General features: G+C 35.9%; 11 protein-coding genes, 2 tRNA genes and 1 pseudogene. 5 read left to right on the plus strand and 9 right to left on the minus strand.

The features are described from left to right. Positions 1-4: 4 nt before the first annotated feature. A complete protein-coding gene (locus C8N28_RS05845; RefSeq protein WP_132222419.1) occupies positions 5-1,030 on the plus strand; it encodes a hemin-degrading factor in 1,026 nt (341 codons plus the stop codon). 81 nt (positions 1,031-1,111) lie between these two features. Here C8N28_RS05845 and C8N28_RS05850 read toward each other — a convergent pair whose 3' ends face one another. From C8N28_RS05850 to C8N28_RS05860, 3 genes are all read right to left on the minus strand, one after another. After that, entirely contained in the window at positions 1,112-1,987 is an 876-nt protein-coding gene (locus C8N28_RS05850) for a pirin family protein (protein WP_132222421.1), read from the minus strand. 129 nt (positions 1,988-2,116) lie between these two features. After that, positions 2,117-2,995 carry a glycerophosphodiester phosphodiesterase family protein gene (locus C8N28_RS05855; RefSeq protein WP_132222423.1) on the minus strand — a complete coding sequence of 293 codons (879 nt, stop codon included), beginning with the start codon at positions 2,993-2,995 and terminating at the stop codon, positions 2,117-2,119. 85 nt (positions 2,996-3,080) lie between these two features. Continuing rightward, the gene (locus C8N28_RS05860; RefSeq protein WP_132222425.1) at positions 3,081-4,661 is read right to left on the minus strand and encodes a calcineurin-like phosphoesterase C-terminal domain-containing protein; all 1,581 of its coding nucleotides are present in this window, start codon (positions 4,659-4,661) and stop codon (positions 3,081-3,083) included. A gap of 317 nt (positions 4,662-4,978) precedes the next feature. On the opposite strand from C8N28_RS05860, the gene C8N28_RS05865 reads away from it, so the two are divergent. Together C8N28_RS05865 and C8N28_RS05870 are read left to right on the plus strand one after the other, a co-directional pair. Next, positions 4,979-8,320, plus strand: a complete 3,342-nt coding sequence (locus C8N28_RS05865) for a TonB-dependent receptor (RefSeq protein ID WP_132222427.1) — start codon at positions 4,979-4,981, stop codon at positions 8,318-8,320. A 69-nt stretch (positions 8,321-8,389) separates the two neighbouring features. Further along, positions 8,390-9,661: an alkaline phosphatase family protein gene (locus tag C8N28_RS05870; protein WP_221410196.1), complete on the plus strand. Its 1,272-nt coding sequence runs from the start codon at positions 8,390-8,392 to the stop codon at positions 9,659-9,661. Between the two features lie 50 nt (positions 9,662-9,711). Here the strand turns inward: C8N28_RS05870 and C8N28_RS05875 are convergent, their stop codons facing one another. From C8N28_RS05875 to C8N28_RS05890, 4 genes are all read right to left on the minus strand, one after another. Further along, the gene (locus C8N28_RS05875; protein ID WP_246012756.1) at positions 9,712-10,674 is read right to left on the minus strand and encodes a glycoside hydrolase family 43 protein; all 963 of its coding nucleotides are present in this window, start codon (positions 10,672-10,674) and stop codon (positions 9,712-9,714) included. Between the two features lie 100 nt (positions 10,675-10,774). After that, positions 10,775-12,232, minus strand: a complete 1,458-nt coding sequence (locus C8N28_RS05880; protein ID WP_132222431.1) for an MFS transporter — start codon at positions 12,230-12,232, stop codon at positions 10,775-10,777. Between the two features lie 6 nt (positions 12,233-12,238). Further along, positions 12,239-13,363: an endo-1,4-beta-xylanase gene (locus C8N28_RS05885; protein ID WP_132222442.1), complete on the minus strand. Its 1,125-nt coding sequence runs from the start codon at positions 13,361-13,363 to the stop codon at positions 12,239-12,241. A 221-nt stretch (positions 13,364-13,584) separates the two neighbouring features. Further along, positions 13,585-13,656: transfer RNA gene (locus tag C8N28_RS05890), tRNA-Glu, on the minus strand. A gap of 135 nt (positions 13,657-13,791) precedes the next feature. Between C8N28_RS05890 and C8N28_RS05895 the strand changes: the two genes are divergently transcribed. Next, positions 13,792-15,441: a L,D-transpeptidase family protein gene (locus tag C8N28_RS05895; RefSeq protein ID WP_132222444.1), complete on the plus strand. Its 1,650-nt coding sequence runs from the start codon at positions 13,792-13,794 to the stop codon at positions 15,439-15,441. Positions 15,442-15,467: 26 nt separating this feature from the next. Here the strand turns inward: C8N28_RS05895 and era are convergent, their stop codons facing one another. Next, positions 15,468-16,346, minus strand: coding sequence for a GTPase Era (gene era, locus C8N28_RS05900; RefSeq protein WP_132222446.1), 879 nt, complete (start codon positions 16,344-16,346; stop codon positions 15,468-15,470). A 169-nt stretch (positions 16,347-16,515) separates the two neighbouring features. Between era and C8N28_RS05905 the strand changes: the two genes are divergently transcribed. Next, positions 16,516-16,588, plus strand: a tRNA-Met gene (locus C8N28_RS05905). Between the two features lie 132 nt (positions 16,589-16,720). On the opposite strand, the pseudogene C8N28_RS13880 reads toward C8N28_RS05905, so the two are convergent. Then, positions 16,721-16,843 (minus strand): annotated as a pseudogene (locus C8N28_RS13880) (transketolase family protein); the annotation flags it as partial.

Here is a 16,843-nt window from a genome sequence, read left to right on the forward strand (position 1 = left end):
AATTATGGAAAAGACAACTTTAAAATTAAAGGATCAATATGACGCTTTCAAAGCTGAGAATCCGAAAACACGTATACGAGATGCAGCTAAACAATTAGGTGTTTCAGAAGCTGATTTAGTAGCAATAGGTCATAATACTATTGCATTGAAAGCTGACTTCGAGAACATTCTTAAGGAAATAAAAACCTTAGGATATGTAATGGCACTTACGCGAAATGACCATGCGGTACATGAACGTAAAGGTGTTTATACAAAAGCTACTTTTAATGGGCACATTGGACTGGTGGTTAATCCTGATATAGACCTTAGATTATTTATGAATGCATGGCACTTTGGATTTGCAGTTCATGAAGGTGAGCGACAAAGTCTGCAATTTTTTGATCAGGATGGCGAGGCTGTACATAAGATCTATCTTACGGAACAAAGTGATTTGGAAGCATATGGAGCCCTGGTTTCAAAATACAAGTCGGATGTGCAAGGCGAACCACTACAAACTTCTGCACTAGATAAAACCATTATTGAGAAATCTGATGATGAAATTGATATAGTTGGATTTCAACAAGCTTGGTTAAATTTAAAAGATACACATGAATTTTTTGGTCTTTTAGGAAAGTATGGTATCGCTCGCCGCCAAGCTATGCGCTTAGCTCCCGAAAAACATGCGACACAAATATCTGTTGATTCGTTAAAGCAGATAATTGAAAATGTATCAGAGCGTGAATTGGAAATCATGGTTTTCATAGGTAGTCGTGGTTGTATTCAAATACATACAGGGAAAGCACAAAAACTATTACAAACCGGGCCATGGTTTAATATTCTTGATCCTGAATTTAATATGCATCTGCGCGAGGACAGTATTGATAGCGTATGGCTGGTTAAAAAACCTACTACCGATGGCATTGTAACTAGTCTTGAGGCTTTCGATAAAAACGGGAATATAATTGTGCAATTCTTTGGGAAGCGCAAACCACGTATACCTGAACGCGAGGACTGGAGACAAGTAATAGCAGATTTTGCTAAAGCTATTTAAAGTTGTTTTCTAATACAACAAAGGGTTTATCATATTGATAAACCCTTTGTTGTATTAATGATATTCCTGTTATTTTCCTGATTATTCTAAGTAACCAAATTTACCTGTGTTGAATTCTTCAAATGCTTGCATTAATTCAGCTTTGGTATTCATCACAAAGGGACCATGTGCGGCTATAGGCTCCTTTATAGGTTCTCCACTTAATATCAACACTACAGCATTTTCTAATGCTTCTACTGTGAATTCATCACCGTCTTTTTCAAATAATACAAAATGATCTGTTTCAACCTTTTCGACTCCGTTTACTTTAATGCTACCCTCTATAACCAACAGTCCTGTATTTTGACTTTTTGGGAAGGAGAAATCGACTAAAGCACCTTTATTCAATTTAGCATTTTGCAAATTGATAGGCGTGAAAGTGAAAGCAGAGCCTTTTACATCTTTATATTGGCCTGCAATTACTTCAATTATACCTCCATCGTTAGGAATTTGATATTTATTGATTTTATCGTTAGTAAGCTCTTGATATTTTGGTGCAGAAGCTTTGTCTTTTGCAGGTAAGTTTACCCACAACTGTACCATATGAAAATCGCCCCCTGCTTTACTAAAATCTTCCTCGTGATATTCTTTATGCAAAATACCCGATGCAGCAGTCATCCATTGTACATCGCCTTCCTTAATTACCCCACTATTTCCTGCGCTATCGTTATGAGCTATCTTTCCTTTATAAGCAATGGTTACTGTTTCAAATCCTTTATGAGGATGCACACTCACTCCCCTTGGCTTATCTGATGGTGGAAAATAGAACTTCGAGTTATAATCTAACATAATAAATGGATCCATTCTCTGCATATCTAAACGATAAGCACTTGGAATAAAATTATGCACTCTAAAACCATCTCCCACATAATGGGGCTCACGAGGAGCTACTACCATTTCAATGTTTTTCGTTTCCATAATCATCATATTTTATAACACAAAAATAAGACAAAGGAAGTGACCCTACATTGATGTAGGGTAAGAAAAAATAGTGATATAGGTTAACACCTAAAGGTTAAACTTGAAGCAACCTAACATTTTCATATATTAGTGGGTACCTTCTTGATTTTTAAGGTATTGAACTGCTAATTCTGGCTCATCAGTCTGTACCACACTTACACTCTTCATTTTGTTAAAAAAGTTTTGATAATGTTGAAGGTCTGTTACAGCAGCTTTGTCAACATCTCCTAAGGTATTAGCCCAAAATCTGATTCCCTGACTCCTAAGCTTATTTAATTCCTTCTCATTATTAATAAATGAATTATCAATATGAATAATTTTTGTCATGTTCATTTTGACAATCCCTTCCAAATCTTCCATATTATATGCTCTAGGCATAATCTTTATAAGAGGGTTTAGCCGATACAGCTGGGGCATTTGTTTGTAATCATATAGAAAAAACAGCACTTGCTCATCCATCTCTAATTCTGATATCAACTCATAAACACGTTTAGCTGTTTCAAAGCTTTCAGCTTTAAAGTCGATATCAATTAAAATATTCCCTTTAGTACGTAATAAAGCTTCTTTCAAAGTTGGTACATAAGAGGAGGTAGCTTGACCGTTTCTCGTTAAAAATAATTTTTGTAAATCAGAATATAAATATGAATCTATCGCACCAGTACCTGTTGTGGTTCTATCAACGGTTTTATCATGCATTATAACCAATTCCCCGTCTTTCGTTTCTCTTACATCTAATTCTACAATATGTGCACCCACCCGAATGGCCTCATCAATAGCGGCCAATGAATTCTCTGGAAAATCTTTATGCCCTCCTCGATGTGAAGCAACTAATATAGTTTGGGGTTCATGATTATAAACTTCCAAAATTGTATCTACTCGCGAAGATTGAGCTTGAACCGTTGGTTTTGTTGCAAATACAACGAGGCTGAAAACGATAAAAACTCCTTTTAATCTAGAAAAAATCATACGGATTATTTTAGTGGTTCAAACAGATCAAATAATTCTACAGAAACCTTAAATATAATACAACTATTTTATTTGTTATATTATGCTAATTAATATCCTTTGGTGTTTCAAGCCTATAAGAGCTTTTTTGAGTAAACGTTCTGCCAAACATATCTGTAGCTCTTACTTCTATTTGATGATCGCCCAATGATAAGTTTGTCGGAATTCTACCCTGCCAAAGATGTGTACTATTCACAGCATTAGATGGCCGACGACCTGGCACTAGCTCTTCAATGGTATCCCAACGATATAAAGATTCAACAAATGACGGATCAACTATTTCTACATAATTCATAGGGCTCCATTCTCCCTCATCGATGCGATATTCTACAGTATTCCCTTTTGTGCCCATAAAAAAGTTGGCAGAAATAGTAGCCTGTGTGCCACGCCCTTTAGCAACTACTTTGGGGTTAAAAATCTCTATTTGACAATCCTTTGTCTTACCTGCAACCTTATAATCAATCGTGTACTGATTTCCTGTAATATTTAAAAAGGCATAACCTTTAGGTGTTCCATCACGCATTGTAGATGCCGGAACACCACTTTCATTTACTTCTCCAGAATACCAATCTCCGGATGTAGTGCCTGCATTGTACTCATGATGAGGTTTTTCTTGATGCCAACCGTCTGCTTGTGTATAAAAATTTTGACGCTGAAGGTGTGTATGTGCCGACATTGATAAGGTATTTGGAAATTCTTTCAACAAATCAAATAAACGTTGACGATCTGCATTTCTAAAACTATTTTCTTTTTCATGCTGAAGAGGGATATGAAAAGCCAATACAATTAATTTATTTTTGTCGACATATTTCAAGTCATTTTCTACAAAGTCTAATTGATCTTTACGAAATCCACCCCAATACCCATTCTCATCTCTCGGATCTGGATAAAGAATATTATCCAATATTATAAAATGCGCATTCCCATAATCGAAAGCATAATTTGCTGGTCCGAAGTTGGCTTCAAATGTTTCGTCGGATAGGGAATCTGATACCGCATCATAATTCATGTCATGATTACCCATCAAATTATACCAAGGTACACCTACTTCACTAACAGCCTGAATATAGGGACTATGCAATACTAGATCGTCGCCTACTAAATCACCGAGACTTAATCCAAATGCAATGTTCTCTACTCCTTTCAATTCTGACACAATTCCACGAGCGAAAAAATTCACTTCCTCTAGTGTGTAGGCTTGAGGGTCTCCAAATATCAAAGAAGTGAAATTAGTAGGCTCTTCAACTTTTATTAATCCAAAATCAACTGATTTCGGTAATTTCCCGGTAGGTTCTACCCCTTTGTAAGTAAGAGATGGGGAACCTTCAGGTTTATGGATATAATAGTATTGAGGTTGATTAAATTCATTTACACCAACTTTATAATCAGCAGGCTTAATTACAAATAGGATATTATCTATTCCGACTGGTAATTCATATTGACCATCTTCGTCCGTTTGTACCACTTGCACACCATTACTTACTGATACACCACTTATTCCCTTTTCTTTTCTCTCTTTCTTTCCGTTCCCATTTAAATCATGATAAACATAACCCTTTGCAATGGATTGTGCATGTACAGTGTAGTTAAAGAATAGGCTTACTAAAGTTACTAAAATGATTCTCATCTCCTTTATTTTATTTTCTTACAAAACTTGTGTAAATATTTAATTATGCAAGGATAGTAGTATTACATTAATAAGTTATTAAGAACATGTTACGGATTCTTTAAGGTTCAGTAAATAATAATAAACAGATTATAACCTTTTAATAGAAAACCAAAGAATGAACGATTAATAGCACAAATATTCTAAAAATTTGTTCGCTTAATTCTTCTAATAGGTTGTTTTTGGCTTTAAAATCTAATAACAATTTGATAATGCAGTAATTTCTGCTATCTCAAAAATCGACTCTAGATTTGCAGCAATCTAAAAAAACATACAAAATGAAGAAGTTTTTACTTTTATTTACCTTGCTATTTACCGCAGCAATTGTAAACGCACAGGTGACTACCAGTAGTTTAACTGGGACAGTTTTTGAATCTAATGGCCAATCAGCTATTGGTACAAGCATTAAAGCTACTCACGTACCAACAGGATCAACTTATTCAACTCTTACAAACGAAAGTGGGAGATTCACAATTTCTAATATGCGTGTGGGTGGCCCATACACGGTAGAAATTACCTACATCGGTTTTCAAAAAGAAACTTATGAAAACATCAATTTACAGTTAGGGCAATCTTTTGTATTAAATACAACACTTAAAGAAGGTGATACAGAATTGAGTGCGGTTGTAATTACAGGAGATGGTTCAAAGTTAAATACCAACAGAACTGGAGCAAGTACGAACATTAGTACAGAAACCTTAACCACTTTGCCAACCATTAATCGTAGTTTGTTAGATTTTACTCGTCTAACCCCTCAATCGTCAGGAAATTCTTTCGGTGGACGTGACTCTCGTTACAACAACCTTCAAATTGATGGTTCAAACTTTAATGATGGATTCGGATTGAGTGGAAATCCGCTTCCCGGTGGTAAATCTCAACCTATTTCATTGGATGCAATTGAAGAAATTCAAGTTAATATTGCTCCATTTGACATTCGTCAAAGTGGATTTACAGGTGCGGGAATCAATGCAGTGACTAGAAGTGGTACCAATACTTTTACCGGTTCTGTTTATGGTTATCTTAATAACCAGAGTTTTCAAGGTCGTAAAGTAGGTGACTCTGAATTAGCTAAGAGTGAAGATGCTTCAACTAAAAACTATGGTTTTCGTTTGGGCGGACCTATTATTAAGGACAAATTATTCTTCTTTTTTAATGCAGAAAAAGTAGAAGAAACTGGGGCAAATGCTTCTGGTGCTAATCTTTGGAAAGCTTCTCAAAATGGCGTTGCTGATCCTGACAATAATATTGCTAGAACAAGTGTTGCTGATTTAGATGCTGTAAAAAATCACTTAATAAATACCTGGGGATATAATCCGGGTCGTTATGAAGGCTATGCTAATGAAGCGAAACAGCATAGCACCAAATTCTTAGCTCGTATTGATTATAATATTAATGATATTCACAAATTAGCAGTACGTTATAATCAAGTAATTGGTATTTCTAACCAATTAACAAATGGTGCTTCAGGACCATCTCCACGTACTCCTAATAGTGCACAGAGAGTAAGTTCTCAATCTATTGCTTTTGAAAATGCGAATTATGGTTTTGAAAACTCGGTACGATCTTTAACAGCCGAATTATCTAGTAATTTTAATTCCAATCTATCTAATCAGTTCTTAGCAACTTATAGCCGTATTCAGGACAAAAGAACTTCAAAAAGCGATATCTTCCCAATGGTTGATATCTGGGATGGTAGTGCTACAGGTACTAATTACATGACTTTTGGATATGAATTGTTCTCGTTAAACAACGATGTGGTTAATGATAATTACTCTTTTGTAAATAACTTAACCTATACTACAGGTAATCATACAATTACTGGAGGTGCTGCTTTTGAAATTCAAAAATTCGGCAATGCTTATGTGCGTATGGGAACTTCTTATTATCGTTATAAATCGGTCGAAGATTTCCTTACTACTGGTACCCCTAATGAGGTAGCACCCGTTATGTTTGGAGTGACTTATCCATATGAGGGTCAAGACCCATATGCTCGCATTAATTTTGGACAAGCCTCTTTATATGTTCAAGACCGTTTTGCAGTGAATGACAGGTTAGATATTACTGCTGGCTTGCGTGCTGAATTGCCTATCTATTTAAACGACCTTACTCCTAACCCGGGAATCAATAATCTTTCATTATTGGGTACTGATGGTAAACGTAAAAAATATGATTCAGGAAGCTGGCCAAAGTCACGCATTATGTTATCTCCAAGAATTGGTTTCAATTATGATGTAGAAGGAGACAGAAGCCTTATTTTACGTGGAGGAACAGGAATATTTACAGGTAGAGTTCCTTTTGTTTGGTTAACAAACATGCCTTCCAATGCTGGAGTTCTGCAAAATACAGTAGAACCTACAAGTTATGATCAAGTTGTCCCATGGATTGGCGGTATTTCATTTAATCCGGACCCTTATCATTGGGTAAATAACCCTCCAGCCGGAGCAGAAAAGGTATTTATTAAAAGTCCTTCTGGTGGTAACCCAAGTACTTTTGCATTAGTAGATGATAATTTCAAAATGCCAAAGGTTTGGAGAACAAGCTTGGGTGTTGATTATCAAATTCCAAATACACCTTTAATAGCTACCGCTGATTTATTATATACTCGCGACATCAATGCAATTTACCAATTTGGAGCAAATCGTACTTTTACTGCTGACACAATGAGTTATTCGCCAGGTGATAATCGGGATTTTTATACATCTTCAACTGTAGCATTCAATCCGGCAATTGGTGCTAATAACGCAACGGTATTAACCAATACAAATAAAAAAGGAAGTTCATATAGCGCAACTTTTGGCTTGACAATGCCACGTAGAACAGCAGGATTTACAGGAAGCGTGTTTTACACCTATTCTGGAGCAAAAGAAATCTCTGGTAACCCAGGTTCTAATGCTTCATCTGCATGGATAAACAGCCCTTCCATCAATAATCCAAACGATCAGTTTCTATATAATTCTGCTTATGCAGTTCCACATCGTGTGAATGCAAATCTTTCGTATAGAATTGAGTATTTGAAAAACTTAGCTACAACTTTCTCTGTTTATTATAATGGGGCGCATCAAGGTCGTTACTCGTATCAGTATAGTGCAGATTTTAATGGGGACGGAACTAATGCAGATTTAATTTTCCTACCTTCAAATACTTCAGATTTAAAATTTGTAGCTATTACATCCGGATCAGGTGCTGATCAAGTTGTGTTATTTACTCCAGAAGAACAAGTTGTTGCATTTGATAAGTATATTGCAAATAACGATCTGGAACAATATAGAGGCCAATATCTAAAAAGAAATGATTTCTTAATGCCTTGGTTAAGTAGTTTTGATGTGCGCATAGCACAAGAAATCATGGCACCTGTTGCTGGTCGTAAGCATAAATTAGAAATTAGTCTTGATGTAGTGAATTTTGGAAATTTATTAAATAAAGATTGGGGTGTGCAGCAAACATTAAATAATGCACAGAACCTGCTGACTCCGGTTACAAAGAGTGCAAGTGCTCCTACTTTCAAAATGATGACTGTATCTGAAAACGGAGAAGTTGTATTGCCTACAGCGCCATTCAGGGATTTAACCTCATATAGTTCTACTTGGAAAATGCAATTAGGACTGCGCTATTCTTTCTAAAATATCTTCTGATTTAATAAAAAGGATTGTTCTACAGAACAATCCTTTTTCAATTTAAACACTTTAATAATGCATACAACAACTAAATTTCTAATTAAAAGTCTGCTTATAATACAGATAGTATTGTTCGCTAATTTAACTCAAGCACAAACAGACACCACCCAACAAATTACTATTGGACGGACAAATACTCTCGAGCAACAACAGAAACCATATGTAATTCTTATTTCTGCCGATGGTTTTCGTTATGATTATGCAAAAAAATATCGAGCAAAACACTTATTAGCATTAAGCCGTAAAGGGATACGAGCCAAATCTATGATTCCAAGTTATCCGTCAGTAACTTTTCCAAATCATTATAGTATTGTAACTGGTTTATATCCCTCACATCATGGTTTAGTAAACAATACTTTTTTCGACAAGAAGTTAAATGCAAAATATTCAATAGGTTCTGATGTAGTTCGCGATGGTGAATGGTATAGCGGCACACCTCTCTGGGTTTTAGCTGAACAGCAAGGAATGCTTGCTGCCAGCATGTTTTGGGTAGGTTCAGAAGCTGCAATAAAAGGTATCCGCCCCACTTATTATTATAATTATAATGAGCAAATGCCTATTTATGAAAGGATCAAAGTTGTGAAAGAATGGTTAAGCTTACCAGAAGATAAAAGACCTCATCTAATCACTTTTTATCTTTCAGAGCCCGATCATTCGGGTCACGGCTTTGGGCCGGAATCTATTGAAACAGAACAAGCTGTAAAAATGGTCGATTCTGCTATTTATCAATTAACAGAAGCAGTGAAATCAACCGGGCTTCCTGTAAACTTTATTTTTGCTTCTGATCACGGTATGACTAGTGTTGATAGAGAGAACCCGATTCCTACACCAAAAGCTATAGATACAGCGAAGTTTTTTATTCTATCTTCAGGTACCTTAATGGATGTACAGGCAAAAAACAAGGCCGATATTGTGCCTTTGTATGAACAACTTAAAAACACAGAAAAGGATTATAAAGTTTATTTAAAAACTAATATGCCAGAATATCTTCATTATAGTGATAAAGATGATAGAATGAACCGTATTGGTGATATTCTGTTGATACCGGAATGGCCAAAAGTATTTTCTAACCATAGACCTGGCATAGGTTATCACGGTTTCGATCCTGCAACTGTTAAAGACATGCATGCAACATTCTTTGCCTGGGGGCCTGCTTTTAAAAAAAGATTAAAAATACCTTCTTTCGAGAATGTCAATATTTATCCTCTCATAGCAGAATTATTAAATTTAACAATTACGGAAGAGATAGATGGCAAGAAAGAAATACTACATAAAGTTCTAAAGTAAAACTTTATGTAGTATTGGAAAAAGAATATACTGTTTTGAACAAGTAATTCTTATCTATAAGGATCTATGGTATGGATATGACCAAATTCATCATAGGTCAATTCGATACATTTTATGGAGCGCAAATGAGTTACACCTTTGGACAAACTAGAGTCATGGTAAAACAGATACCACTTATTCTGAAACTCCACAATAGAATGGTGCGAAGTCCAACCAACTACAGGATTCAGTATTCTGCCTTTGTAAGTAAATGGACCATATGGATTATCACTCATAGCATAGCAGATGTAATGCGTGTCACCCGTTGAATAGGAAAAATAATATTTCCCGTTGTATTTGTGCACCCACGGTGCTTCAAAAAACCTTCTTTCATTATCGCCTTGTAGTAAGGGCATACCTGCTTCATCTAATATGACCACATCTTTTGGTTCCTCAACAAACTCCAGCAGGTCATTACTTAGTTTAGCTACTTTTGCACACAATGCTGGCTCATTGTCTTCTGGTAAATGAATAAATGGCCCTTCACCTTCGGCCTTGAAAGAGCCCGTTCGCCAACGCTGTAACTGTCCACCCCATATACCACCAAAATACATCAAGTAATTGTCGTTCTCGTCTTCAAACACAGCAGGATCAATTGAGAAACTGTTTTTAATTGCCTGAGGCTGTGCAGTGAATGGCCCTCCAGGAGAAGTACTTATAGCTACGCCAATACGGAAAATGCCGTCATAGTCTTTTGCAGGAAAGAACAGATAATATGTTCCATTTTTATGGGCTGCATCCGGGGCCCATAATTGCTTTTCGGCCCACGGAATGTCCTCAACACGCATGGCCACACCATGATCTATCGCTTCTGCCTCTGGATGAGCCATTGAAAACACATGATAATCTTTCATGGCAAAATGACTACCTAAATCGTCAAAAGCGTCACCCTCATCAATGTCATGAGACGGGTAGATATAGATTCTTCCATCGAAAACATGTGCAGATGGATCGGCTGTAAAAAGATGGGTCACTAATGGCTTTGAAATAGCTTTTGAGTTCAGTTCATCAAAATCAATGTGATCAATCGGTTTTTCAGGCATAGTAATGAGTGATTAATAATAACTATATAAATTATGAATTTCTTCTTTGTTTTAAATCTGTTTCTATCTGTACTTCTGTTTTCTTGTCTATTTTATAGAAGAAAAGTAGCCCGACAGCAATTAGAAAAGGAATTGATGGAAAAATGCTTACTAATAACTTTGTACCGTGTATCGCTGAGGCTGATTGTACCAAATCGCTACTGGGAATATAATTATAGAGCCCTAAAATCCATGCTAACAATGCACTACCAAAACTAAGCCCTACTTTCAGTCCTACCATCATGGCTGAAAATATAATGCCAGTAGCGCGGCGATTATTTTTCCATTCACTATAATCAGCAACATCAGCAATCATAGCCCAAAGTAAAGGTATGGTGATACCATAGAAAAAGCCATGTAAGATTTGTGAACCAAATATCAGTCCTACCGCCTTCGGTGGAAAGAAATAGAAAATGAATATAAAGAATGTTGAAAGAAGCAATGCGATACCAAATACATCCCTTTTACCATATTTATCGGCGAATCTTTTTGACAATGTAATACCTACAATCATGAAAATAATTCCTCCAGCATTAAACAATCCAAATCCGGCAGAAGAAGGATCTTCTCCAAAAAAGTTAAGGTTAAGGTTTGCAAGACTGCCTGTTATTGGATTAACAAAGTTGGCCAAACTCTCGATATCTACATAATTTTTAAAATAGTATACATAACTCCCACCTTTCATGGCTAAGGTCACAAAAACCAATGTCGTCGATATTAACATGATGATCCAGGACCTATTGCTAAATAAGTCGCCTAAATCTTCTTTTATGCTTGATTTCTGTTCAGGTTTGGGTACGATCCGCTCATGAGTAGTAAAAAATGTAATTAATAACATGGCCGTACCAATTACTGCCAACCACGTCATCACTTTTTCTATTCCTACAGCCTGATCACCCCCTCCGGCGGTTTCGATGATTGGGAGCATAAAGACCTGTACGAAAAACTGGGCAAACATCACTGCAACAAAACGATAAGACGACAGACTGTTCCGTTCCTTCATATCGCCAGTAATAACTCCGCTTAACGCAGAATAGGGAAGGTTGTTTGCCGCATACAACAGCAGCAACAAGGTATAGGTCACAACAGCATAAATTAGCTTTCCTTTGTATGAGAACTCTGGTGTACTGAAAGCTAATATTGCAACTACGCCAAGCGGTATGGCCGTCCACAATATCCATGGTCTGAACTTACCCCACCTCGATTCTGTTCTATCTGCAAGTGCTCCCATAATTGGATTAAATCCAAAAGCTGCTACTAGTCCCACGAATAATATAACGGCAGAAGCGTGATACGTGCTTAAACCGTAAATATCGGTGTAAAAATAAGCCAGGTAAGTAATCAATGTCTGAAATACCAGGTTTGCAGCCAAATCTCCCAAACTATAACCGACTTTCTCTACTATTGTCAATTTTTCACTGGTTTTATGCGGTATTTTTTCGTCTAACATACAATGTTAATTTGAATTGTTTTTAATACTTATAATTCGTTGGAATGCCTCTTTTGGTTGATTGTTGCGATCAAATAATAAAGGATAGTTTGTTCTGCCTCTTATAGGCCAATTATTCAGCCAAGAGTGGCCATCATTTACTCCCCATAAAGTGACTCTGCTGATTTTATCTCTATGCTTCAGGAATAGCCGAAAAAGTTGTTCGTAGCTATCTGCCAATAACCGACTTACCGAATCGGGCAATTGAACAGGATATGGGTTCATTTCAACACTTCCATCAAATTGTTGATTTACGTCAGCACCCTCCAAATCCCATGGATTTGGTAATACACCTAGATCGAGTTCGGTAATTGCCACCTTCACTCCCAATTTTGAATATTCAAGAATGCTTTCTTCTATTTCATTCAATGGCAAGTTATTTATATTCCAATGCCCTTGTATTCCAACACCGTCTATTCGAACTCCTGCTTCTTGTAGTTTCTTAATTAATTTGATGGTTCCTGCACGCTTTTGGGGCTGCTCTATATTGTAATCATTATAATATAATGCAGAATTTGGGGCTGCTTTTGCAGCTTCTCTGAATGCTTCCACAATGTAATCTTCGCCTAATAATTTATAAAACACGGACTCTCTCCACGTGCCATCCTCATTCAATGCTTCATTCACAACATCCCAACTGTCTATAGACGACGCATATCGTTGGCCAACAGTTTGGATATGCAGCTCCATAAATTGTTTGAGAGAATCGGCATTAGTTATGGTATGGACGAACGGCGGTAATTGGCTATGCCAAATCAATGTATGGCCAACAATATACATATTGTTTATTTTCCCATACTCCACAAACTTATCGGCAGCATCGAAATTAAATTTTCCCCATACAGGATGGATTAATCCTGCTTTCATGGTATTTTCTGCCGTGATTGCATTAAATTGAGTAGAAATCAAGGAATCTGTTGTTGTATCCGTTTTATTGATTTGCTTATTACTTAATGCTGTTCCAATGAAGAAATCATCTTTAAAAACTTCTTTTAGAGTATTTGGATTATCTGCCTGATAAGATGTTCGTTTACAACCAAATAATATGGCTGCTATAAAAACTAGAGAAAACAATTGTTTATAATTCTTCATTATTTTATTTCAAGTCCAACGTTGGCATAAATAAACTCTACAGTCACATCAAAAGTTAGCAAGTGCCTTAGTAGTTTGGTTTATTTGGCTTTATAAAGATATAAACAAAAATGATTAATGCAATCGATTGCAAATTATTTTTGTTTATTTATATAAATATTGAATGGCAAATTGAGACAACAAAAAAGGCTGTAATAATTACAGCCTTTTATTAAAATTTGTAGCCCGTAGGGGAATCGAACCCCTGTTTCTAGAATGAAAATCTAACGTCCTAACCCCTAGACGAACGGGCCAATTTAAAAAACCTACATAACGTTCTCGTTTTTCGGAATGCAAAGATAATTCTTTAAGCCATAAATCAAAAAATAAAATCCTATTTTTTGATTTAATTGATAACTTAGTTAGGATTAAGAATTAAACTGTTACTTATGAGAGCTTCCATTTCTAAATTACTCCCGATCTTAACATTAATAAGTCTCTTCTCTTTAAGTTTTTGTGGCAACAGTTCAATTAAAAATGATAAGGCAAGAAATGATTCTATTGAAGCTATCAAAGCTTGGAATAAAACCATTGTTGGAAATTTCAGCCCACAAGAAATTATCGAATTTGATAGCCTTGCTATTGATTCTTTCCTAAATACATACCCTGAATTAGCTTTTTTGGATAGTAATTTAAAAAAATTCTATCATAATCGCAATTTCCATTACGCTTGGTTTGATCAGCAAGGATTGATAGAACAAGCAGGAAATCTAGTTGCACGAGTTTCCAATATTACTGATGAAGGACTTTTTAAAAGCCCTCCCTATAAAAGAGAATTGGATTCACTTATTTTAGAAGCAAGAATGGAAAAACAAGGGAACCAACCCCATACAACCCTTGAGTTAATGCTTACAGCCCAATACTTTAATTTCGCACAAATTGCATGGCAAGGAGCTGATCAGCGTGTTAGCGAATCATTGAAATGGTATTTACCTCGCAAGAAGATCTCTTATGATCAATATTTGGATAGTCTTTTAAGTTCTAATCCAGAGCAAATAACAACCATTAAAGAACCGGTTTATCGGCAATATGAATTGTTAAAAGTGTTTCTTGCAAAGTTTAGGAAATTGGATAATGATATGAAAGAATGGCCAGAAATTGTTTCTGATAAGGTGGCCTATAAAGTAAACGATTCATCAATGATTATCTCACAAATTAAAAAGCGCTTGTTCTTACTCGATGACTTCAAAGGCGATACGAGCTCCTACCTTTTTGATCAAGAGTTACTAACTACAATTAAAGAATACCAAGCACGTTTAGGATTACCTGTTGATGGAGTTATTGGTAATGGGACTCTAAAGACATTAAACATCAACCCGAAGGAACGAATTAAACAAATATTGGTTAATATGGAACGATCGCGTTGGCTGCCTTTAAGTCTACAAGAGAATTATTTAGCTGTTAATATCCCTGAATTCAAACTTCATGTGTATCATGCTGATAGCTTATTATGGAGCACAAATGTCGTTGTAGGTAAAGATCTACACCAAACTGTAACCTTTTCTGGCGATTTAAAATACGTTGTTTTTAGTCCTTATTGGAACATACCGCCTAGCATTGTTAGAAATGAAATTGTTCCAGCCATGAAAAAGAATAGTAACTATATTAGCAGAAACAATATGGAAATTACTGGTTATAGCGGAGGGCTACCAAACATTCGTCAAAAACCAGGACCTAATAATTCATTAGGTTTAGTGAAGTTTTTATTTCCTAACTCTTACAATATCTATTTGCACGATACACCGGCAAAGTCTCTCTTTAATGAAAGCTCAAGAGCCTTTAGTCATGGCTGTGTTCGAGTTGAAGAACCTGAAAAATTAGCACAATTTCTACTTCAGGGAGATTCTACATGGAACAATGAGTCCATTAAAAAAGCAATGCACTCGGGAAGTGAGAAATACGTAACCTTAAAGAAACCTGTACCCGTATTTATTACTTATTTCACAGCATTTGTTGACAGGCAGGGGAAAATTAACTTTAGACCAGATATTTATGAAAGGGACGAACGCTTAGCAAAAATGTTGTTGTCAGAGAACTAATTTAGGATTAATTCAATACGAAAATATTAATGATCGTAACCAAAGCGTTTTAAATAATTCTTTTTATTACGCCAGTCAGGAATAACCTTTACAAACAGTTCCAGAAACACTTTCTTATTTAAAAACTCTTCAATATCCTGGCGAGCATATGTCCCTACCTTCTTAATCATACTTCCTCCCGATCCAATAATAATATTCTTCTGAGAGTCTCGCTCTACAATAATTTCTGAACTAATATGGACAATACGCGCTTCCTCTTTAAATGAGGTCACTATTACTTCAGTACTATAAGGAATCTCTTTCTCATAAAGCTTAAAAACCTTTTCACGTATAATTTCAGATACAAAAAAACGTTCTGATTTATCTGTCAAGGTATCTTTCTCATAATATGCCGGGTGTTCAGGTAAGTTATCCATAATAAATTGGCTTACCGCTTCAATATTATGTCCCAATTTTGCTGAGATGGCAAAAATAGCTGTAGGCTGCAGAGTCTCTTGCCAGAAATCAATCTTCTTATTTACCCATTCTTCTGAAGACTTATCGATCTTATTAATTAAAACTGCTACTGGCGAATTAGTTATTTTAATACGTTCAATCATTTCTGTTTCGTCGTATTTCTCATTAATATCTGTCACCAACAAAATTAAATCTGCATCAACCAAAGATCCTTGTACAAAATTCATCATCGACTCTTGCAAATCATAAACAGGTTTGATAATGCCAGGTGTATCCGAAAATACAATTTGATGATCAGGTCCATTTACTACACCCAAAATGCGATGACGCGTAGTTTGGGCCTTTGAAGTAACGATTGACATTTTTTCGCCTACTAAGGCGTTCATTAATGTTGATTTTCCTGCATTCGGTTTTCCTACAAGGCTCACAAATCCGGCTTTATGCGACATATCTTAATGGTTTTATTAGATACAAAGAAACAAAATAAAATTCGTGCTGTTCTAAATATTAATATTTACTTAATTATTTGAAATATCTAAAAATAATTCTATCTTTGCAGTCCAATAAAACGAATAAATAATCACTTTTCTGCGAGAGAAAAGTTTAATATAAATATAGTGCGGGGTGGAGCAGTTGGTAGCTCGTCGGGCTCATAACCCGAAGGTCATTGGTTCGAGTCCAATCCCCGCTACCTAAGCCGAAGGAAACTTCGGCTTTTTTGTTTTATATTGTTTCTATATAAATAAAAAGGACCAACTCCATAATATTCTATTGGAGTTGGTCCTTTTTATTTTATAATATATGACTATGTGAAATAGTTATATTATTTACGTTTTATCACTTTTTGTACGGCTTTAACGATATCATCTGCAGACAGGCCATATTTGACCATCAGGTCTGCCGGTTTTCCGCTTTCCCCGAAACTGTCATCCACAGCAATGTATTC

Source organism: Albibacterium bauzanense (assembly GCF_004339765.1).
GTDB classification, from domain to species: Bacteria; Bacteroidota; Bacteroidia; order Sphingobacteriales; family Sphingobacteriaceae; genus Albibacterium; species Albibacterium bauzanense.

Excerpts from the sequence above, each read along its gene's own strand:
- C8N28_RS05880 (WP_132222431.1), bottom strand. The coding sequence starts at position 12,232 with ATGTTAGACGAAAAAATACCGCATAAAACCAGTGAAAAATTGACAATA.
- C8N28_RS05860 (WP_132222425.1), bottom strand. The coding sequence starts at position 4,661 with ATGAGAATCATTTTAGTAACTTTAGTAAGCCTATTCTTTAACTACACT.
- C8N28_RS05865 (WP_132222427.1), top strand. The coding sequence starts at position 4,979 with ATGAAGAAGTTTTTACTTTTATTTACCTTGCTATTTACCGCAGCAATT.
- C8N28_RS05850 (WP_132222421.1), bottom strand. The coding sequence starts at position 1,987 with ATGGAAACGAAAAACATTGAAATGGTAGTAGCTCCTCGTGAGCCCCAT.
- C8N28_RS05855 (WP_132222423.1), bottom strand. The coding sequence starts at position 2,995 with ATGATTTTTTCTAGATTAAAAGGAGTTTTTATCGTTTTCAGCCTCGTT.
- C8N28_RS05895 (WP_132222444.1), top strand. The coding sequence starts at position 13,792 with ATGAGAGCTTCCATTTCTAAATTACTCCCGATCTTAACATTAATAAGT.
- era (WP_132222446.1), bottom strand. The coding sequence starts at position 16,346 with ATGTCGCATAAAGCCGGATTTGTGAGCCTTGTAGGAAAACCGAATGCA.
- C8N28_RS05870 (WP_221410196.1), top strand. The coding sequence starts at position 8,390 with ATGCATACAACAACTAAATTTCTAATTAAAAGTCTGCTTATAATACAG.
- C8N28_RS05845 (WP_132222419.1), top strand. The coding sequence starts at position 5 with ATGGAAAAGACAACTTTAAAATTAAAGGATCAATATGACGCTTTCAAA.
- C8N28_RS05885 (WP_132222442.1), bottom strand. The coding sequence starts at position 13,363 with ATGAAGAATTATAAACAATTGTTTTCTCTAGTTTTTATAGCAGCCATA.